The 18,129-nt window shown below is 68.2% G+C and carries 20 protein-coding genes and 1 pseudogene; 10 read left to right on the top strand and 11 right to left on the bottom strand.

Annotation, left to right across the window (positions count from 1 at the left end):
* Positions 1–29 precede the first annotated feature (29 nt).
* Positions 30–635: a CDP-alcohol phosphatidyltransferase family protein gene (locus HWX55_RS04420; RefSeq protein WP_175974285.1), complete on the bottom strand. Its 606-nt coding sequence runs from the start codon at positions 633–635 to the stop codon at positions 30–32.
* A gap of 123 nt (positions 636–758) precedes the next feature.
* On the opposite strand from HWX55_RS04420, the gene HWX55_RS36005 reads away from it, so the two are divergent.
* From HWX55_RS36005 to HWX55_RS04405, 3 genes are all read left to right on the top strand, one after another.
* Positions 759–992, top strand: a complete 234-nt coding sequence (locus tag HWX55_RS36005) for a hypothetical protein (RefSeq protein ID WP_244140485.1) — start codon at positions 759–761, stop codon at positions 990–992.
* Positions 993–1,104: 112 nt separating this feature from the next.
* Complete coding sequence (locus tag HWX55_RS04410) at positions 1,105–1,737, top strand: lysophospholipid acyltransferase family protein (RefSeq protein ID WP_175974283.1); 633 nt, start codon at positions 1,105–1,107, stop codon at positions 1,735–1,737.
* Between the two features lie 39 nt (positions 1,738–1,776).
* Positions 1,777–2,706 carry a phosphatidate cytidylyltransferase gene (locus HWX55_RS04405; RefSeq protein WP_175974281.1) on the top strand — a complete coding sequence of 310 codons (930 nt, stop codon included), beginning with the start codon at positions 1,777–1,779 and terminating at the stop codon, positions 2,704–2,706.
* A gap of 40 nt (positions 2,707–2,746) precedes the next feature.
* Here the strand turns inward: HWX55_RS04405 and HWX55_RS04400 are convergent, their stop codons facing one another.
* Together HWX55_RS04400 and HWX55_RS04395 are read right to left on the bottom strand one after the other, a co-directional pair.
* Positions 2,747–3,571 (bottom strand): topoisomerase IV, encoded by an 825-nt coding sequence (locus HWX55_RS04400; RefSeq protein ID WP_175974279.1) that lies wholly within the window; start codon positions 3,569–3,571, stop codon positions 2,747–2,749.
* 51 nt (positions 3,572–3,622) lie between these two features.
* On the bottom strand, positions 3,623–4,354 hold the full coding sequence (locus HWX55_RS04395) for a hypothetical protein (protein ID WP_244140484.1): 732 nt from the start codon (positions 4,352–4,354) through the stop codon (positions 3,623–3,625).
* A gap of 89 nt (positions 4,355–4,443) precedes the next feature.
* Here HWX55_RS04395 and HWX55_RS04390 point away from each other — a divergent pair, with 89 nt between their 5' ends.
* A complete protein-coding gene (locus HWX55_RS04390; RefSeq protein WP_175974277.1) occupies positions 4,444–4,605 on the top strand; it encodes a hypothetical protein in 162 nt (53 codons plus the stop codon).
* Positions 4,606–4,659: 54 nt separating this feature from the next.
* On the opposite strand, the gene HWX55_RS04385 is transcribed toward HWX55_RS04390, so the two are convergent.
* The 3 genes from HWX55_RS04385 to HWX55_RS04375 are packed head-to-tail and all read right to left on the bottom strand — an operon-like array spanning position 4,660 to position 7,671.
* Positions 4,660–4,971: a hypothetical protein gene (locus HWX55_RS04385; protein ID WP_175974275.1), complete on the bottom strand. Its 312-nt coding sequence runs from the start codon at positions 4,969–4,971 to the stop codon at positions 4,660–4,662.
* A complete protein-coding gene (locus HWX55_RS04380) occupies positions 4,971–6,332 on the bottom strand; it encodes an acyclic terpene utilization AtuA family protein (RefSeq protein ID WP_175974273.1) in 1,362 nt (453 codons plus the stop codon). Before HWX55_RS04380 ends, HWX55_RS04385 begins: the two co-directional genes overlap by 1 nt.
* A 40-nt stretch (positions 6,333–6,372) precedes the next feature.
* Positions 6,373–7,671, bottom strand: a complete 1,299-nt coding sequence (locus HWX55_RS04375) for a citrate:proton symporter (RefSeq protein WP_175974271.1) — start codon at positions 7,669–7,671, stop codon at positions 6,373–6,375.
* A 97-nt stretch (positions 7,672–7,768) separates the two neighbouring features.
* Here HWX55_RS04375 and HWX55_RS04370 point away from each other — a divergent pair, with 97 nt between their 5' ends.
* Positions 7,769–8,665 (top strand): LysR family transcriptional regulator, encoded by an 897-nt coding sequence (locus HWX55_RS04370; protein WP_175974269.1) that lies wholly within the window; start codon positions 7,769–7,771, stop codon positions 8,663–8,665.
* A 36-nt stretch (positions 8,666–8,701) separates the two neighbouring features.
* Here the strand turns inward: HWX55_RS04370 and HWX55_RS04365 are convergent, their stop codons facing one another.
* Together HWX55_RS04365 and HWX55_RS04360 are read right to left on the bottom strand one after the other, a co-directional pair.
* Positions 8,702–9,283 carry a flavin reductase family protein gene (locus HWX55_RS04365; RefSeq protein ID WP_175974267.1) on the bottom strand — a complete coding sequence of 194 codons (582 nt, stop codon included), beginning with the start codon at positions 9,281–9,283 and terminating at the stop codon, positions 8,702–8,704.
* A gap of 132 nt (positions 9,284–9,415) precedes the next feature.
* Positions 9,416–9,841, bottom strand: a complete 426-nt coding sequence (locus HWX55_RS04360; protein WP_175974265.1) for a VOC family protein — start codon at positions 9,839–9,841, stop codon at positions 9,416–9,418.
* Positions 9,842–9,960: 119 nt separating this feature from the next.
* Between HWX55_RS04360 and HWX55_RS04355 the strand changes: the two genes are divergently transcribed.
* Positions 9,961–10,851 carry a LysR family transcriptional regulator gene (locus HWX55_RS04355; protein WP_175974263.1) on the top strand — a complete coding sequence of 297 codons (891 nt, stop codon included), beginning with the start codon at positions 9,961–9,963 and terminating at the stop codon, positions 10,849–10,851.
* Here HWX55_RS04355 and HWX55_RS36000 read toward each other — a convergent pair.
* Positions 10,824–11,033: pseudogene (locus HWX55_RS36000) on the bottom strand (hypothetical protein); the annotation flags it as partial. The gene HWX55_RS04355 and the pseudogene HWX55_RS36000 overlap by 28 nt on opposite strands.
* Positions 11,034–11,459: 426 nt before the next feature.
* Here HWX55_RS36000 and HWX55_RS04350 point away from each other — a divergent pair.
* Positions 11,460–12,620, top strand: coding sequence for a porin (locus HWX55_RS04350; protein ID WP_175974261.1), 1,161 nt, complete (start codon positions 11,460–11,462; stop codon positions 12,618–12,620).
* A 406-nt stretch (positions 12,621–13,026) separates the two neighbouring features.
* Positions 13,027–14,238: a transglycosylase SLT domain-containing protein gene (locus HWX55_RS04345; RefSeq protein WP_175974259.1), complete on the top strand. Its 1,212-nt coding sequence runs from the start codon at positions 13,027–13,029 to the stop codon at positions 14,236–14,238.
* A gap of 143 nt (positions 14,239–14,381) precedes the next feature.
* On the opposite strand, the gene HWX55_RS04340 is transcribed toward HWX55_RS04345, so the two are convergent.
* Together HWX55_RS04340 and HWX55_RS04335 are read right to left on the bottom strand one after the other, a co-directional pair.
* Positions 14,382–14,717, bottom strand: coding sequence for a hypothetical protein (locus tag HWX55_RS04340; RefSeq protein WP_175974257.1), 336 nt, complete (start codon positions 14,715–14,717; stop codon positions 14,382–14,384).
* Between the two features lie 281 nt (positions 14,718–14,998).
* Complete coding sequence (locus HWX55_RS04335; RefSeq protein ID WP_175974255.1) at positions 14,999–15,745, bottom strand: MipA/OmpV family protein; 747 nt, start codon at positions 15,743–15,745, stop codon at positions 14,999–15,001.
* A gap of 244 nt (positions 15,746–15,989) precedes the next feature.
* Here HWX55_RS04335 and HWX55_RS04330 point away from each other — a divergent pair, with 244 nt between their 5' ends.
* Both HWX55_RS04330 and HWX55_RS04325 read left to right on the top strand, forming a co-directional pair.
* Complete coding sequence (locus tag HWX55_RS04330; protein WP_175974253.1) at positions 15,990–16,715, top strand: response regulator; 726 nt, start codon at positions 15,990–15,992, stop codon at positions 16,713–16,715.
* Positions 16,716–18,098: an ATP-binding protein gene (locus HWX55_RS04325; protein WP_175974251.1), complete on the top strand. Its 1,383-nt coding sequence runs from the start codon at positions 16,716–16,718 to the stop codon at positions 18,096–18,098.
* The last annotated feature ends 31 nt before the right edge of the window (positions 18,099–18,129 follow it).

Below are 18,129 nucleotides of genomic sequence, written 5' to 3'. Positions count from 1 at the left end.
CATGTGGCGCCGCCCTCCGGCGCGGCCCGTCAGCGGCCCGCTTCGGCGACGCCGGCCTGCACGCGCCGCACCGTCGTCACGATCGACAGCACGATCAACAGCCGCCACAGCCACGCGGCGACACCGCCGACCGGGAAGCCGAGGCCGATCCACAGCGCGAACGCGCCGAGGGCCAGCGCCCGGTCGCTCTTGCCGAACGGGCCGTCGTAGCGGCGCGTCGCGCCGACGAGCGGGCCGATCAGCCCCGCGCATTCGACGATCACCGCCGTCAGCGCGAACAGCCAGACGTCCGCCGGCGCGAACGCGGGAATCGCGAGGAACGGCAGCACGAGCGCGACGTCGGACACGATGTCGCCCAGCTCGTTCAGGTACGCGCCGAGCGTGCTCTTCTGCCCGTGCTCGCGCGCGAGCATCCCGTCGATCGCGTTGAGCGCCATCCGCGCGAACAGCCACAGCGGAATCAGCAGGAACAGCGCGCGGGCGAATACGCCGAGCCCGGCGAGCGCGCCGACGACGATCGAGCCGCCGGCCGCGAACAGCGTGACCTGGTTGGCCGTAACGCCGCGTTCGGCCAGCGAATTCGCGAACGGGCGCAGACGGTTCTGGAATTTGGGTTTGAGTGCGTAGAGGCTCATCGTTTCGTATTCGTATTATTCGCGCGGCACGGTTGGATGCGTTTCCCGCCGCCATGCCCCGGGCGGCGAAACGGCCGTCGTCGGCCAGGATTGAACGGCCCCCATCGTCGCCGAGCCGCCCCGATGCGTCAAGCAGGCGGCCCGGCCGGCCCGCGTGGCGCCAATCTGGCGTTTTTCGGCGAAACTCGCGATAATCCGCTGGCCCGATCGCCGCGAGATCCATTCGAACTGCAGACGGGCACTCGTGCAACAGCCGATTATCACACCGCCGACCGGCGCATTCGCCGCGACGCGACCGCGTGCGACGGCGAATCGTCCGATTATCGCGGACCTGCGACAGGCAGCCACGAACTTTGAAAAAATTTAAACAAGAGCCGTTCGGCGCGCATCCTGCCGCGCCGGCATTCCGGGGTTCCGTCCGCCGCGCGTGCGCGGCGGGCCGGGCATGCACGCAGGAGGCCGCGCGCCGATGAACATCGTCAACGTCTGGCAGCGCGACTTCCTGCTGTCCATCGTGCGGCTCGTCGCCGGCGCGTATCCGGTCTGGCATCAGGCGCCGCCGTCCCCGACGCAGAAGATCTATTTCTCGAACCATACGAGCCACATCGACACGCTCGCGATCCTCGCCGCGCTGCCGCGCGACGTGCGCGCGGTCGTGCGGCCGGTCGCCGCGCGCGACTACTGGGACAGCAGCGACCTGAAGCGCCACATCGCGCAGAAGCTGCTGAACGTCGTGCTGATCGACCGTCATCGCGAATCGGGCGGCGATCCGCTCGACCCGGTGCGCGACGCGTTGCGCCAGGGTCATTCGATCATCATCTTCCCCGAAGGCACGCGCGGCGCCGACGTGCTGCCGCAGCCGTTCAAGAGCGGGCTGTTCCATCTCGCGACCGAGTTCCCGGACGTCGCGCTCGCGCCCGTGTACCTCGAGAACCTGCAGCGCATCATGCCGAAGGGCGCGATCTGGCCCGTGCCGCTGATCTGCAAGGTGCATTTCGGCGCGAACGAAGCGCTCGGCGCCCAGGAAGACAAGCCGACCTTCCTCGCCCGCATGCGCGACGCGGTCATCGCGCTCGCGCCGCCGCAGCGGCCGGCCGGCTGAACGCGGCGCGCCCCCTTCTCCCTTTTCCGGATACCAACCATGCGAACCCTCTTCTGGGAACTGGTCGCGGGCGTCACGGGCGTGCTCGTCGTCGCGACCGTGATCGGCGCGATCCTCGGCGCGCGCAGCGGCGGCACGAGCGCGACCATCGTCAACCTGAACCAGCGCATCCGCGCGTGGTGGGCGATGATCGCGATCATGGCCGTCGCGATCGGCCTCGGCAACAACGTCACATATTTGGTGTTCGCGCTGCTGTCGTACCTGACGCTGCGCGAATTCATCACGCTCACGCCGACCACCGCGAGCGACCATACGACGCTCTTCATCGCATTCTTTATCGCGATCCCCGTGCAGTACCTGCTGCTCGGGATCAACTGGTACGGGATGTACTCGATCTTCGTGCCCGTGCACCTGTTCTTCGCGATGTCGCTCGTGTCGGCGCTCACGCAGGACACGCGCGAGTTCCTGAGCCGCAACGCGAAGATCAACTGGGCGCTGATGGTGTGCGTGTACGGGCTGAGCCACGCGCCGGCCGTGCTGATCCTCGACATCCCGCGCTACGCCGGGCAGAACGCGCTGCTGCTGTTCTTCTTCCTGTTCGTCGTGCAGATCAGCGATGTGCTGCAATACGTGGTCGGCAAGCTGTTCGGACGCCGCAAGATCGCGCCGCAGCTGTCGCCGTCGAAGACGATCGAGGGCTTCGTCGGCGGCGGCCTGCTCGCCACGCTGTGCGGCGCGTCGCTGTATCGCGTGACGCCGTTCAGCTTCGGCGCCGCGTTCGGGATCTCGCTCGCGATCGTGATCGCGGGCTTCGTCGGCGGGCTCGTGCTGTCGGCCGTCAAGCGCTCGCTCGGCACGAAGGACTGGGGCTCGATGATCTCCGGCCACGGCGGGATGCTCGATCGCGTCGATTCGATCTGCTTCGCCGCGCCGGTGTTCTTCCACCTGGTGCGCTACCTGTACGTGTGATGCGCGGGCGGCGCCATGCCGCCCGTTCCCGCGCGGCGGATCAGTACCCGTCGCGCAGCGCCTTCGGCACGACGTAGCGGCCGCGCGCGGCGTCGAACTTCACCGTGTAGCGTGCGTGGATCGCCTTGTCGCCGCGCGTACCGGTTTCCGTGACGGTCAGCGGGTAGACGTCGCCCGAGCCGGTCGTGTCCGGCGCGATCTCGAAGCGGCGTTCCTCGCAACGCGCGCGAGCATGCGCGCATTCCGTCGACTCGGCATTGTCGAGCGCCTCGTCGATGCGCGCCGCCGCATGCACCAGCGCATTGCCGTACGGCAGCCAGATCGAACGAAAGCGTTGCGTGTAGCCCTGCCGCGTATCGCTTTCGCCGATCACGAACCCGAACAGGTGCGGCCCGAGCCGCTCGATGCGCACCGTGCCCGGTTCGCCGCGCTCGCCCGATGCGATCTCCGTTTTCTTCGCGACCGGCTCGAGCGTCCTGCCGTCCGGCGCAGGCTGCAGCACGTACAGGTCGATCGCGCCCGGCGTCGCATCCGAATCCATGCCCGGCATCCCGTTCTGCACCGCCGCGTCGGTCTCGCCGCACATCGCAAGCAGCATGCGCGGGCCGTCCGCGGTCGCCACGCGCAGCACGCCGCACGGCGAATGGATGAAATCGCCCTCTTCCGCCTGCCAGCCCTTGCGGTCCGCACGCCAGTCGCCGTACGTGTCGTGGATGAAGGTTTTCAGTTGACGGTCGGGTTGGGCCGGCTCGGCGGCATGAACGGGCGACAGCGCGGCGAGCGCCGTGAGTGCCGCGAACGCGCCGAGGGCGGCGAGCGAAGCCGCGAGCGGCTTGAGACGTCGGTTCCGGTTCTGGACAGTCATGACGAGGTTCGGTCGGATGGATGTGTGGCGGATTGTTGCAAACTCGACGGATCAAGGTTGCCGGGGCGCGATGCCGGTGCCATCGGGCTTCAGCCGCGCGGTTCGCACCCACCCTTCGGCGATACCGCGCGTACGCGGATTCAAGTAGACGACCGACGTGAAGCGGCCGTACTCAGTCCGCGCGTCGACGTGGTCGTGCTCGACGATGAAGAGCCCGTCGATCCTGCATGCGTCGTCCGGTGCGGAAAAGAACGGCAACCGCCCGTTGCCGATGACGACGCGCCCGGCGTCGCTGCCCATCACATAATCGCCTTGCGCCTGCGCACGGCGGTTCAGCGCATCGCAATCGACGGCACTGTGTACCGGCGTCGCCGATACCGCGCACGTCGCCACGAAACGCGACAGCGCGCGCCGGTCGACCGTCAGCACGTCCGGCCGGTCGGGGTCGCGTGTGACGTCGAGCACCTGCATCGTCCGCGTATCGAGCGTCACCCACCCGAGCGTCGCTTCGCGATTCGGCGTGCCCGGATGGTCAGGCGTCGTGAACAGGCGGATCCGGTAGACGTCGCCGTTGCGCTCGTCCACGTCGGCATGGATGTCGCGCCGGGCAAACGCGGTCTGCCGCAGTGCAGGGACGATGAGCGCCGTCAGGCGTTCGTTGCACGACGCCGGCGCGGCGGCGGCGGCGGCGTGCACGGTCAGCGCGCCGACACATGCGAGCGCGACGCGCATCGCGATGGCCGCGCCCTTCGCGCCGGTCGGCGCTACGATCTCGTTCTTCACTCCTGGCTCCGTTCGGTACGCGCGGGCATCGGCCCGCGAGGCCGTAGCGTACACGCACGCGCGACGAAGCACATCCACCGACACCGCCCGTGACACTGAAGCTCGACATCGCCCAGCGCGCCGGTCGCGACGGCGACACGCACGACAACCTGCAGCGCGCGATCCACGACTATCGTCGGGATCAGCGCGTGCACGTCGCCGGCGCGCGCATCGAGCACGCGGACGGGCATCGCGACCTGCCGATCCCGTGAGTCCGAATGTGAGCGTGAGCGCGCACCCGGTTGGCCACGCACACCGTCACGCCGTCACACCGGATCGGGCACCTCGATCGCCAGCAGCGCCGAACTGACCGACTTGCCGTGCGCGTCGAGCGCGAGCGAGCGCGTCACCCCGCCGCCGAGCGCATCGCGCAGCACGAAGTTGAACGCGCCGAGCGCCGGCAATTCGTAGCGCACGACGTCGCCGTGCACGATGCCCGCGAGCCATCTCTTCACCGCTTGCGCATCCAGATGCGTGCGCAGATGGTCGTAGTGACGCGGATCGCGGCAGATGATCGACACGTTCAGCGTATTGCCCTTGTCGCCGGTGCGCGCATGCGCGAGTTCACGCAGTTGCATCAAGCCTCCACGAATGAAAACGACGGCGTCACTGCCGCGCGCGGCAGCAGCACCGATTGCACGGCGATCACCTCGCGCGTCGACTTGAACGCGCCGCCGCCGCCGGCCGGCCCGTTCGTATAGAGCGTCTCGACTTCGTTGCCGATCCGCGCGGCTTCGGCGGCATTCGCCGTGCGGCCGGCCACCCGCACGCGCACCTCGGCCGGCTCGCCGCGCACGGCCGGCGTCGCGTCGCCATACAGCGCGTCGACGCCGATCAGGTCGAAGCGCAGCTCGCTCGCCGCGACGCCGGTCAGCGCGAGCCGCTCGCGCACGATGTCGAGCGCGAGACGCGCACGCGCGAGCGCGCCGGGGCCGCCGTACGAGATCTGGCCTTCGCCGATCCAGCCGTCGACGTAAGCCACCGATACCTTCAGCGTATCGGGCCGCGCGGTGCCGCGCCCGCCCGTCACGCGCACGCGATCGGCCGCTTCCTCGGCGACCGCCACGCGCGTGAAATCCGCCACGACGTCCGGCTGCAGATACCGCGCCGGGTCGTGAATCTCGTAGAGCAGCTGTTCCTTGCAGCTCGCCGCGCTCACGCGGCCGCCCGCGTGCGGCACCTTCGTGATCACGACCGAGCCGTCGGCCGCGACCTCGCCGATCGGGAAGCCGAGCCGCGCCATATTCGGCACGTCCTTGTAGCCGGGATCGGCGAAATAGCCGCCCGTCACCTGCCCCGCGCATTCGAGCAGATGGCCGACGACGGTCGCCGCCCCCAGCGTGTCCCAGTCGTCCATCCGCCAGCCGAACGCATGGATCAGCGGCGCGGCGAACAGCGACGGATCGGCGACGCGCCCGGTCAACACGACGTCCGCGCCGGCCGCGAGCGCGTCGACGATCGGCGCGGCGCCGAGATACGCGTTCGCGGACACGATGCGGTCGCGATACGCGGCGACGTCGTCGCCCGACTCCTCGAAGCGGAACGCGCCGCGCAGCACGACGTCGAGCACGTCGTCGCCTTCGACCGCCGCGACTTTCAGCCCCGCGATGCCGAGCGACTGCGCGATCTGCGCGGTACGTCGGGCGGCCGCGCGCGGGTTCGCCGCGCCCATGTTCGACACGATGCGCACGCGCTTCGCCGCCGCAATCGGCAGCACCGCGTGCATCCGCGCGTCGAGCAGCGGATCGTAGCCGAGCGCCGGATCCTTGCGGCGTGCCTGCTGCGCGATCGCGATCGTGCGCTCGGCCAGGCATTCGAAGACCAGATAGTCGAGTTGCCCGTGTTCGGCCAGCTCGACCGCGGGCTCGATCCGGTCGCCCGAGTAGCCGGCGCCCGCGCCGATGCGCACGCGCCGTTCGTGTGATGGCTTTGCTGTCATGTCCGTACCGTCGTCCGGCGGCGTACGCCGCCGGAAAGAATCAAAAAACGCCGAGCACGACGCACGCGATCGTCATCACGATCGACGCGCCGAACAGCAGCGGAAACGTGAATTTCTGATGCTCGGCCAGCTCGATTCCGCACAGCCCGACGACGAGGAACGTCGCCGGCGTGAGCGGGCTGACCGGAAAGCCCGTCGTCATCTGGCCGAGCAGCGCCGCCTGCCCGACCTGCACGGCCGACACGCCGAGCTGGCCGGCCACTTCCGCAATCACGGGCAGCACGCCGAAGTAGAACGAATCGGGATCGAACAGCATGCTGAGCGGCATCGACGCGACGCCGAGCGCGACCGGGATATGGCCGGCCATCGACGGCGGCACGAAGCCGACCGCCGCCTGCGCCATCGCCTTCAGCATCCCGCTGCCCTGCATGATCCCGGTGAACACGCCGGCCGCGAGCAGGATGCCGGCCATCATCAGCGCGGCACGCGCATGCGCGTCGATGCGCTTCCTCTGCATGTCGACGTCGGGGTAATTCACCATCAGCGCGATGCACAGCCCGACCATGAACATGATCGCGGGCGGAATCTTCTCGCCCATCACGACCATCGTGCCGAGCACGACGAGCGTCAGCACGAGGTTGAACCAGAACAGGTGCGGCCGGCGCAGCGCCTGCTCGTCGGGCGTCAGTTCGCGTTTGGGCAGCGGGATCGATGCATCGTCGCGCGACAGGCCGAGCCGCTTCTCCTCGCGCCGCCCGAGCCAGTACGCGACGCCGAACACGAACACGAGCCCGATCGCCTGTACCGGAATCAGCGGATTGAACAGCGCCGACACCGGCAGGTGCAGCGACGCCGACGCGCGGATCATCGGCCCCGTCCACGGCAGGAAGTTGATGCCCGCGGCCATCGATACCGCGGCGGCCAGCACGCGCCGGTCCATCTTCAGCCGGTCGTACAGCGGCAGCACCGCAGGAATCGTCACGAGAAAGCACACGGCGCCCGAGCCGTCGAGGTGGATCAGCAGCGCGAGCAGCGTCGTGCCCATCACGATGCGCGTGGGCCGCGTGCCGACCGCGCGCAGGATCCGGTCGATGATCGGGTCGAGCGTGCCGGCGTCGGTGATCGTCCCGAAGTACAGGATCGCGAACACGAACATCCCGACGACGGGCGCGAGCCCCTTCAGCCCGTCGATGACGAACTTGCTGGTGTGCAGTCCGAAGCCGCCGATCAGCGACGCGGCGATCGGCACGATGATCAACGCGACGAGCGGCGACATCCGCTTCGACAGAATGGCGGCCAGCAGCACGACGATCGTGCCCAGCCCGAGTAACGGCAGCATCCGTGTCTCCTACCTTGTCTTTTGTTGGAGACGAGCGTAAGGTCGGCGCAGCGATAGCACAATTGAAATGATTTGATCGCAGCAATCACGAATCGTTATGGATCTGAATCTTCGCGACATTCGCGCGTTCGTCACCGTCGCGCACGCCGGCAACTTCACGCGCGCGGCCGCGCGGCTGCACCTGTCGCAGCCGGCGCTGACCGTGCAGATCCGCCGGCTCGAGGACATCGTCGGCGCGCGCCTGTTCGACCGCAACAGCCGCAGCGTCGCGCTCACGCAGACGGGGCGCGAACTGCTGCCGCTGTTGCAGCGCTCGCTCGACGACATGGAGCGCGTGCTGCGCGATGCGCGTGCGCTCGGCGAAGGCGCGAGCGGCACGGTGCGGCTCGCGTGCCTGCCGACCTTCGCGTCGAGCGTGCTGCCGGAGCTGATCCAGTCATTCCGGCGCGACGTGCCGCGCGCGGGCTTCGAGATCCGCGACGGCGTCGCGAGCCTCGTCACGGCGCTGGTGCGCAACGAGGATGCCGATCTCGGGCTGACCGGCGGCGATACGTTCGATGCGTCGCTGGAGGTGCTGTATGCGGGCGCCGACCGGCTCGTCGCCGTGTGCCCGCAGGATCATCCGCTCGCGCGCAAGCGCCGCGTCACCACCGCCGACGTCGCCGGCGTGCCGCTCGTGCTGACCGCGCAGGGCACGAGCGTGCGCAGCGTCGTCGATGCCGCGCTGGACGCGGCCGGCTGCACGCCCGACATCGCGTGCGAGCCGACCTACATGATGACGGCCGTCGCGATGGTGCGCGGCGGCCTCGGCGTGACGATCCTGCCCGCGACCGCCCGCGAGGTGCGCGCCGAACCCGAACTGGTCGCGAAGCCGATCGACGATCCCGCGTTCGTGCGGCCGATCGCGCTCGTCGCGAAGCGCGGGCGCACGCTGCCGCGCGTCGCGCAGGCGTTCGCCGATCTCATGCTGGCGGAATTGAAAAAGCGCGCATGAAGCGCGCCCGATTCGGGAAAGAGCGTGCGGCGCTTACTACGCGTCCGGATCGACGTGCAGCGATTCGCCGATCGCATAGAAATTACCGCCCGCGATGTAGTGCAGGCTGCGCAGCGCGGGATCGGCCGATTCGAAATACCAGTGGCCGTCGCGAAACACGCGCGTGTCCGACCATGCGCCGATCACCTCGCCGATGAACAGGTCGTAGGTCTGCTGGTTGTGCGGTTCCGGAATCAGCCTGCACGCGAGCCAGCCCGAGCAGCCGGCGACGAACGGCAAGTCGTGACCGTCGACGTCGAACAGCGTGACGCCCGCTTCGCGCAGCTTGTCGGGCCGCTGCGCGAGGCTGTGGCTGCCGACCGCATGCGTGAGCTGCAATTGCGCGGCCGTCGGCACCTGGATCACGAACGTGCCGCTGCGCTCGACGAGCTCGCGCGTCTTCGCGGATTTGTCGAGCACGACCGTCAGCTTCGGCGGCAGGAAATCGAGCGCGCACGCCCACGCGGCGGCCATCACGTTGTCGACGCCGTCGTGGCGGGCCGACACGAGCACGGTCGGGCCGTGATTGAGCAGACGGTAGGCCTTGTTCAGCGCCACCGGCGCGATGTGACTGTCCATACGGGTTCCTTGAAGAAGGGCGCGCACGGACGGATGCCGTGCGGCGCGGCGCCGGCCGTCGCGCCTGCGCGCAGCCGGGCCGAAGGCCGCATTCTCGCACCCAACGTCAATCGGCGCCGGCGCCCCGGCCGGTCACTTCGCAAACAGCTGGCCGATGTCGCGGAACGCCTTGAATTCGAGCGCATTGCCGCACGGATCGAACAGGAACATCGTCGCCTGTTCGCCGACCTGCCCCTGGAACCGCACGTACGGCTCGATCACGAAAGTCACGCCGAACCCGCGCAGCCGCTCGGCCAGCGCTTCCCAGCTCGCCCAGTCGAGCACGATCCCGAAATGCGGCACCGGTACGTCATGACCGTCGACCGCATTCGTATGCGCGCCTTCCTGCGACGCGGTTTTCGGATGCGCGTGGATCACGAGCTGATGCCCGTAAAAGTTGAAGTCGACCCACTGCGCACTCGAACGCCCCTCTTCCAGCCCGAACACGCGGCCGTAGAAATCGCGCGCGGCCGACAGGTCGTAGACGGGAATCGCCAGGTGAAACGGGGAAAGACTCATGATGGATGATGGCCTCGTGAAGAAACGCTCGCGTGGCGCGAGGACGGCACCATGGTAGACAACGCCGAGCAAAAATTAAATCAATATAAAATTGGCTGATTCACAAACAGAATTGATGAATGATCCGCGAACTGAAAACCCTCGTCGCCGTCGCCCGCGAAGGCACCTTTGCCGCGGCCGGCAACCGTATCGGGCTCACGCAGGCGGCCGTCAGCGCCCAGATGCAGCGCCTCGAAGCCGAACTCGGCTTCGCGCTGTTCGACCGGCAAGGGCGATCGGCGCGGCTCAACGAGCGGGGCCATCACGTGCTCGACCAGGCGCAGGCGCTGATCGCCCTGTACGAGAACCTGAGCTCGGCCGCGCCCGGCTCGCCCGCCGCCGTGCGCGTGACGATCGGCGCGATCGCATCGGTGCAGAGCGCGCTGCTGCCGGCCGCGCTGGCCGATTTCCATCGCCGCCAACCCGGGTGCCGCACGCGCGTGATACCCGGGCTGTCGATCGAGCTGGTCAACCGCGTCGACGCGGGCGAAATCGATATGGCCGCGATCATCCGGCCGCCGTTCGCGCTGCAGAGCGACCTGCACTGGACCACGCTCGCACAGGAACCGTTCCGGCTGATCGTGCCGCGCGGCGTGAAGGGCAAGGACTGGGCCGCGCTGCTCGCGAACGAACCGTTCGTGCGCTACGACCGCGCGTCGTTCGGCGGCCGCCAGGTCGACCGCTTTCTGCGCAAGATGCACATCGCGGTGCGCGACACCTGCGAACTCGACGAGCTCGACGCGATCGTCAAGCTGGTCGAGAACGGCCTCGGCGTCGCGATCGTGCCGCAGACCGCCGTGTATCGCCGCTGGCCGGCCGGCGTGCGCGCGATCGACCTCGGGCATCACACGTTTCACCGCGACATCGGGCTCGTGCATCGTGCGCGGCGCACGATGTCGGAGCCCGCGCAAGCGCTGGCGCAACTGATCGAGGCGGCGTCGCGGCGGCGCGCGGGCGCGAGCGTTTCGTAGTCCATCGTCGCGCCTTTCTCGTACGCGAAGATCGCGGCGTTGTCGGGGTGCCCGTACACGGTCGCGATCGTGATCGCGCCGAGCCCCGGCTTGCCCCGGCTCATCGGCCCCTGCTTGCCGTACGCGTTCGTCGCGCCGGCCGGCAGCCCGGCCGCGATCGGATGCGGCGCGTTGACGAGCCAAGGCGAGGTCGCGGCCCGAGTTTCAACGTGCGGCGGCTACGACGCACCGACGGTTCGTGACGTGGCGAGATGAGGCCGTCACCGCTCACGCGCGACGCGCATTTATCACATTCATTTCAGCGCAGCCGATTCAATTCGTTAAATAACGATTTGACGGATCGAAAACAATATTGAGATCGCGGTAGTTCACCCGCAAAACACGCCGAATTATCACGACATGCGCAAAGCCCACTGAAAAACCGGTGGAATGGCAACCCATTGATACGCGTTTATCAATAATCCCGATCCCTCAACGGTGAATTCCGGGAAACATCGCTGTCTACATCTGGCCACAACGAAGAATTCCATTTTTGCCGTTTCAGTGCGGCTCTGTAGTCTCCTGCCCTTCCGGATCACGAACCCACACTCACGCGCACAGGAGATGAAATGAAACGCACGGCCCTCTCGATGATTGCCCTCGCGTCGTTGGCGGCGACGTCCGTCGCGCATGCGCAGTCGAGCGTCACGCTGTACGGCGTGATCGACACGTCGATCACCTATGTGAACCATGCCCAAGGCAAGGACAACGCGTGGATGCTCGGCAACAGCAGCGCGGGCAATCTCGCCGGCAGCCGCTGGGGCGTGAAAGGTACCGAGGATCTCGGCGGCGGGCTCAAGGCGCTGTTCCAGTTGGAGAACGGCTTCGACCCGAGCAACGGCCGGCAAGGCCAGGGCGGCCGCCTGTTCGGCCGTCAGGCCTTCGTCGGCCTGACGAGCGACCGCTACGGCACGCTTACGTTCGGCCGCCAGTACGACCCGCTCATCGATCTCGTGCAGGGCATCACCGCCGACAACTATCTGGGCAGCGCGTTCGCGACGCCGGGCGACGTCGACAACTACGACAACAGCTTCCGCGTCGACAACGCGGTCAAGTACACGTCGGCCGTCTATGCGGGCCTGCAGTTCGCGGCGATGTATTCGTTCGGCGGCATCGCCGGCAGCACCGGCGCCGCGCAGTCGTACTCGGCCGCCGTGTCGTACAACAACGGGCCGTTCAGCGTCGCGGGCGGCTACTTCCACGCGACCAACGGCCCCGCGTCGAACGGCGTGCGCAACGGCTGGACCAGCTCGTCGGACGGCACGTTCGACGGCCCGATCAACAGCGGCTATGCGAGCGCGCATTCGTTCGGCATCGCACGCATCGCTGGCCAGTACGTCGCCGGGCCATTCACGTTCGGCGTCGGCTACAGCAACGCGCAGTACCGCCGCGACGCAAGCTCGGTGTTCGGCTCGAACGAGCACTACAACACGGGGCAAGGCTTCGTGAACTACCAGGCGACGAACGCGCTGCTCGTCGGCGTCGGCTACAGCTACACGCGCTCGGGCGGCGACACGTCGGCGACCTATCACCAGGTATCGGCCGGCGCCGACTACAACCTGTCCAAGCGCACCGACGTCTACCTGACCGCCGCGTACCAGCACGCGAGCGGCCAGACCGGCGACGGCAACGGCGGCTCGATGGCCGCGCAGGCATCGATCGGTTCGTACGGTTACGCGGGCACGAGCTCGCAGACGATGGTCAACCTCGGGCTGCGCCACCGTTTCTGACGGCGATTCCGGGGGATGGCCGGCCGCGCGCCGCGCGGCCGGCCGAATCCGCATTGCGCAGACGGCGGCTTCGGCCGCCAATTTTTTTATCGTTTTCTTTCGCCCCGCCAATGGTTGGCGGGGAATTTTCCCTTCCGCTCCGCTTATCGCCAGCTTCGCCGCTCGAATGACGTAATACGTCAGCTTTCGGGTCATCGCCATTGCATCCGCCTTCGCACTAATCTCGGCCATTTTTACCGATTCCGTAGCACGTGGGGCCGTGATCCGGCGCGATAAAAATGCGCGGTGCGCGCACGGGCAAATGCAAAGGAAAGTTTGACGCGAGCCATTTGCCCGCCTGCTATGGCACACTTCGCGTCTGCGTAATTTCCTTGCACCGGGCGGTCGGATTCCGCCCCATCCTGCCATGTCGCGTCATACCACTCGCCCGCTCAGCCGCCACGCGCTGACCATCGCCTCGACGATCGCGCTGTCGTGCGCGCTCTGTGGCGTCGCGCGGGCCGACTGCCTGGACGACGCGGCCGCGTTCCAGCACGTCAGCGTCGCCCTGATGCGCGGCATCGCGCAGGTCGAGTCGGGGATGAATCCGAACGCGGTCAACACGAATACCAACGGCACGGTCGACATCGGGCTGATGCAGATCAACAGCACGTGGCTGCCGACGCTCGCGCGCGAAGGGATCACGCGGGAAAGCCTGTTCGATGCCTGCACGAACGCGTATGTCGGCGCGTGGATCCTGTCGCAGAACATCCGCCAGCTCGGCCCCAACTGGAACGCGATCGGCGCGTACAACTCCGCATCGCCCGACAAGCGCCTCGCGTATGCGCGCAAGGTCTATGATGCAATCCGGACCATGCCGGATTCGCCGGATACTCCCATGCCCATCCTTCCACCGTCCTTTACGCCGCCGCAACAGGCACAGACGTACAACCCGTTCGCGAGCCTGAGCGTGTCGGCGCCGCCCGTCACGCGCGCCCGCACGATATCGCCTGGCTCGCCGCCTGCGTCGCCGCAGGGCGGCCCCGCCGGCCCGGCCGGCACGTACAACTTCGGCTGGACGGTCACCGGTGCCGACCAGGCCAAGCCGACCCAGGTGTTCGACGACGGCGCGCGGGTCTACGTGCAGTTCAGCGACATGAAGCATGTGCCGGCGATCTTCACCGAGACGTCGGCCGGGCGCGTGCTGATGTCGTGGGAGCTGCAGTTTCCGTATGCCGTCGTGACGCGCCCCGCGCAAACGTTGATCTTCCAGCTCGGGCCGTTCGAAGCGCGCGCGCAGCGCAGTGCGGCGGCCGCGGGCATGACCGCGCAGGCGGGGACGGCGACGGCCGGGGCAACGGCCTCGGCATCGAAGAAGTCGGCCGGAACCGCAATGAACGCGGCGACGAACACGGCGGCCAATACGGCAGCGAAACGCACCGCGTCGGCCGATGCGTTGTGGTACGTGAATACGCCGTCGACGTCGGGCACGGCGACGGCCTCGCCGTCGACCGCGAATATTCCCGCCACGCTGCCGACGGCCATCACGTCGAACACGCCGCCGCCCGCGCCGGCTCAGGCACCGGCCGCTCAGCCGTCGCGCGCGAGCGCGGACGCGCTGTGGTACATCTCGAAGTAACGCGCGTCCGAACGCATGCGCATCGCGGCGATTATTTCCGTGCGGTCGTCGGCAGTTCGCGCGCGGCCGTGCCGCGCTTCGTGAAATACGCGCGCAGATAGCGCGACGTCGACGATGCCGGTGGCGGAATCGTCACACCGCCGTCACCCGCGCCGCACCCAGATCACTTTCCCGTCGCGAATGCCGAGATTGCGGCGCTCCTCCCGGTAATCCATCGTGCCCGGCAACGACTTGCCGTCGCGCTCGAGCACGCGCCACAGGCAGCCGTCGAGCAGCGCGGTCGCATCGGCCTCGGTCTTGCCGACCAGCGCATCGTCCGGCGCGGCGTCCGCCTTGCATGCCTGCGCGGCGCCCGACTGCAACGGGGCCCGGGCCGCGCCGCCGGCAGTGGCGTTGCGGTGCTTCGTGTCCATGTCCGCACATCCTGCAAAGGTTGCGCCCGCAACGAGTGCAACGAGTATCGCGATCGTGTTCTTCATCGGTTTCTCCCTGTCGCGGCCCGGCGGTCCATGTGCGGCATTCGTGCACGACCGGGCATCGCATGCATGATCGATTCCGTACGCTGCCGGCCGTTTCCTGCCGGAGCCGGCCCGCGCATGGCGGCCTTTTGCGACCCGGCCGAGCCGCGTCGGCGCCGCCGCGTCGGAGGCCGGCCTGACGCCGAACCCGCCCGCATGTTACCGCACGCGGTTCGCGGCGACGGCGCGACGCCGACGCATCGTGTGCGCGCCGCGCGCGCCGCCCCGCGTCGGCCATCCGCTCAGAACTTGTACGTCACGCCCGCGATGCCGTAGTAGTTGCTGCGCGACTGCACGATCGGGCTGTCGCCCGCGCGGCCGAGCAGCCGCGTCACGCCGCCGGTCGCGAGCACCGACCAGTGCCGCGACAGCGTCCAGTTCCATGCAACCGCCATCGACGCGCTGTCGATCCCGCCGCTCACCGAATACGGCCGGAACCGGCTCGTCATCGACTGTGCGTCGGTCACGCCGTAGAAGGTCTGCATGTAGCGTCCCGAACCCGCGTGCACGGTGCCCGTCACGATGATCTCGTGCTGCGACGTCTTGAGCACCGGCACCGCGAGATCCACGTGCCCCGACACGCCGCGCGACGTATGCGTCACCGGCGTATCGATCGTGACGCTCAGCTCCGCCGTGTCGAAGAATGTCACGCCGGCGCGCACGCCGACGAGCACCGAGCCCGGAATCCGGCCCATGCCTTTCAGGTAGTCGGAGCCCGGCAGGTCGAAGCGGTTCTCGTCCGCGCGGCCCGCGTCGTAGTTCACCGCCGCCGACACGAACGCCCCGTGCGGCAGGTCCAGCCGGTAGCCCGCGCCCTGCGTGCTGTCGACGAAGAAGCCATTGCCGAACGTGGCGGAAAACGACGGCGCAACGACGCCGCGATACTGTTTGCTGCCCGGGTAGCGCGGTGCGACGCCGCCGCCGAGCGACAACGAATACTGGTTTTCCGCGTGGGCGGCGGCGGCGAGGGTCAGGCCGGCGAGCGGCATGCAATAGCGGTAGCGGCGAAGGGATGGGCGCACAATATTGAGATATGAGTGACGAAGCCCGCAGTCTAGGTGCCGCCCCGCACCGAGACTGTCCTGAATGTGCGGCAAATGTGTGCCCAATTGTGTTCGATTGTTCGCGATTGTCGCCCCGCTGCCCCGGCGGTCGATCCGCCGGATAGAATTCGCGTGCCGCGCCGCGCATCGGTCTGCCGGGTGCGAGATGGCGTGTGCACCCGAGGAGACCATGAACGAAGTTCCACTCAAATACCGCGTGCTGCTGATCGAGGACGACGACCGCCTCGCGCAGCTCGTGCGCGAATACCTCGACGGCTATGAATTCGCGGTGACGGTCGTGCGGCGCGGCGACCTTGCCGTCGCGGCGGTGCGCGCGCACCAGCCGGCCCTCGTGATACTCGATCTGATGCTGCCGAATCTCGACGGCATGGAGGTTTGCCGGCGCATCCGCGCGTTCACCAACGTCCCCGTGCTGATCCTGACCGCGCGGGCGGACGTGTACGACCAGGTCGCCGGGCTCGAGACGGGCGCCGACGACTACGTTACCAAGCCGATCGAGCCGCGCGTGCTCGTCGCGCGCGCCCGCGCGCTGTTGCGCCGCGCGCAGCCGGCCGCGGCGGAAGCGCCCGCGGTCGCGCCCGACGCGCTCGTATTCGGCGAGCTCGCCATTTCGCCGCCGAACCGCACCGTCACGTGGCGCGGCGAGCCGGTCGAACTGAAAACCGCCGAATTCAATCTGCTGCTGATTCTCGCGCGCGCGGCCGGCACCGTGCTGAGCCGCGACGACATCCTGAAGCAGTTGCGCGGGATCGAATTCGACGGACTCGACCGCTCGGTCGATTCAGGCATCTCGAAGCTGCGCCGCCGCTTCGAGGATGCGTCATCGGAGCCGCACAAGATCAAGACGATCTGGGGTCGCGGCTACCTCTTCAGCCCTTCTGCGTGGGACGAATAAATGCTGCGCCCGTTGCTTCGGTTGTACCTCGTCGTGATCCTGTTCGTCGGCGCGTCGATCATGTTCATCCAGTTGTCGTTCGACCGGATCTTCTACGAGCGCGGCGCGCAGGCGCAACGCGACTCGCTGACGACCTACTCGTTCGTGCTGAACGACTACCTCGAACGCCATCCGGGCGCGCAGCGCGAGCTCGCACTGCGCGAACTCGCGCTGCATGGCCGCGAAGGGTTCGGCTTCATGTCGATGGCCGACGCACGCGCGCAACTGAGCGGCGCGCCGCTGCGCGATCTCGATGCCGGCCGGATCGCGATCAGCTACAACGGCAAGGATTACTACATGCCGCTCGGGGACGGTTCGGTGCTGCATGCGCGCCCGATCGAAGCGCCGGACCTCGACATCCGCATCTATGCGTACATGCTGCTCGCGCTCGCGACGCTGTTCGCGGTGGTGCTGTGGATTCACTATCACTGGCGCGACATTCGCCGATTGCAGGACGCCGCGCGCGCGTTCGGCGCCGGGATGCTGTCGACACGCGTGAAGGTGTCGGGCAAGTCGAACATCTACGAGCTGTCGCAGCAGTTCAACGACATGGCCGCGCGCATCGAGGCGTCGATCAAGCAGCAGCGCGAAATGATGCACGGTATCTCGCATGAACTGAAAACGCCGCTCGCCCGGCTGGAGTTCGGGCTCGCGCTGCTCGCCGACGCGGACGAAACGGGCCGGATGCGCGAGCGCCGCGACGCGCTGCGGCGCGACGTGCGCGAACTCGACGAGCTCGTCACCGAGCTGCTGACGATCGGCCGGCTCGAACAGGGGGCAAGCGAGCTCGCGCCGATGGAGGTCGTCGTCGACGCGCTGATCGACAGCGTCGCCGGCAACGTCGCGGACGACATCGCCGATCGCGGCATCGCGCTCGACGTGTCGACGCTCGACGCGCCCGCCGCCCACGTCTGCGATCCGAAGCTCGTCGCCCGCGCGCTGCTGAACCTGATCCGCAACGGCGCGCGCTATGCGTCGCGCAAGGTCGTGCTGGCCGCCGCCCGTGACCGCTCCGGCGCGCTCGTGCTGAGCGTCGACGACGATGGCCCCGGCATTCCGCCCGCCGAGCGCGCCCGCGTGTTCGAGCCGTTCCAGCGACTCGACTCGAGCCGCGACCGGCAGACCGGCGGCTTCGGGCTCGGGCTCGCGATCGTGCGGCGCGTCGCGCAGGTGCACGGCGGCGACGTGCGGCTCGAGGATTCGCCGCTCGGCGGCGCGCGCTTCGTGATCACGCTGCCCGTGCGCGCGCTGCCGGACAGCCTCTTCGACGTCGCGCAGCACGTCGCGAACCGGCACGCCGATACGCGCCGCCGCAGCGGCATGACTAGCGTCGTCCCGCTTTGATGAAACGGGCGGCGGGCCCCGCCCGCCGTCG

It is taken from the genome of Burkholderia sp. BCC1047, assembly GCF_902833155.1.
Classification (GTDB): domain Bacteria; phylum Pseudomonadota; class Gammaproteobacteria; order Burkholderiales; family Burkholderiaceae; genus Burkholderia; species Burkholderia sola.
Note: the sequence above shows the minus strand (reverse complement) of the source record. Positions and strands in the feature narration are given on the sequence as shown.

What these genes read in the sequence shown, in the direction of transcription:
- HWX55_RS04420 (WP_175974285.1), bottom strand. Translation starts at nt 635, where the DNA reads ATGAGCCTCTACGCACTCAAACCCAAATTCCAGAACCGTCTGCGCCCG.
- HWX55_RS36005 (WP_244140485.1), top strand. Translation starts at nt 759, where the DNA reads ATGCGTCAAGCAGGCGGCCCGGCCGGCCCGCGTGGCGCCAATCTGGCG.
- HWX55_RS04410 (WP_175974283.1), top strand. Translation starts at nt 1,105, where the DNA reads ATGAACATCGTCAACGTCTGGCAGCGCGACTTCCTGCTGTCCATCGTG.
- HWX55_RS04405 (WP_175974281.1), top strand. Translation starts at nt 1,777, where the DNA reads ATGCGAACCCTCTTCTGGGAACTGGTCGCGGGCGTCACGGGCGTGCTC.
- HWX55_RS04400 (WP_175974279.1), bottom strand. Translation starts at nt 3,571, where the DNA reads ATGACTGTCCAGAACCGGAACCGACGTCTCAAGCCGCTCGCGGCTTCG.
- HWX55_RS04385 (WP_175974275.1), bottom strand. Translation starts at nt 4,971, where the DNA reads ATGCAACTGCGTGAACTCGCGCATGCGCGCACCGGCGACAAGGGCAAT.
- HWX55_RS04380 (WP_175974273.1), bottom strand. Translation starts at nt 6,332, where the DNA reads ATGACAGCAAAGCCATCACACGAACGGCGCGTGCGCATCGGCGCGGGC.
- HWX55_RS04375 (WP_175974271.1), bottom strand. Translation starts at nt 7,671, where the DNA reads ATGCTGCCGTTACTCGGGCTGGGCACGATCGTCGTGCTGCTGGCCGCC.
- HWX55_RS04370 (WP_175974269.1), top strand. Translation starts at nt 7,769, where the DNA reads ATGGATCTGAATCTTCGCGACATTCGCGCGTTCGTCACCGTCGCGCAC.
- HWX55_RS04365 (WP_175974267.1), bottom strand. Translation starts at nt 9,283, where the DNA reads ATGGACAGTCACATCGCGCCGGTGGCGCTGAACAAGGCCTACCGTCTG.
- HWX55_RS04360 (WP_175974265.1), bottom strand. Translation starts at nt 9,841, where the DNA reads ATGAGTCTTTCCCCGTTTCACCTGGCGATTCCCGTCTACGACCTGTCG.
- HWX55_RS04355 (WP_175974263.1), top strand. Translation starts at nt 9,961, where the DNA reads ATGATCCGCGAACTGAAAACCCTCGTCGCCGTCGCCCGCGAAGGCACC.
- HWX55_RS04350 (WP_175974261.1), top strand. Translation starts at nt 11,460, where the DNA reads ATGAAACGCACGGCCCTCTCGATGATTGCCCTCGCGTCGTTGGCGGCG.
- HWX55_RS04345 (WP_175974259.1), top strand. Translation starts at nt 13,027, where the DNA reads ATGTCGCGTCATACCACTCGCCCGCTCAGCCGCCACGCGCTGACCATC.
- HWX55_RS04340 (WP_175974257.1), bottom strand. Translation starts at nt 14,717, where the DNA reads ATGAAGAACACGATCGCGATACTCGTTGCACTCGTTGCGGGCGCAACC.
- HWX55_RS04335 (WP_175974255.1), bottom strand. Translation starts at nt 15,745, where the DNA reads ATGCCGCTCGCCGGCCTGACCCTCGCCGCCGCCGCCCACGCGGAAAAC.
- HWX55_RS04330 (WP_175974253.1), top strand. Translation starts at nt 15,990, where the DNA reads ATGAACGAAGTTCCACTCAAATACCGCGTGCTGCTGATCGAGGACGAC.
- HWX55_RS04325 (WP_175974251.1), top strand. Translation starts at nt 16,716, where the DNA reads ATGCTGCGCCCGTTGCTTCGGTTGTACCTCGTCGTGATCCTGTTCGTC.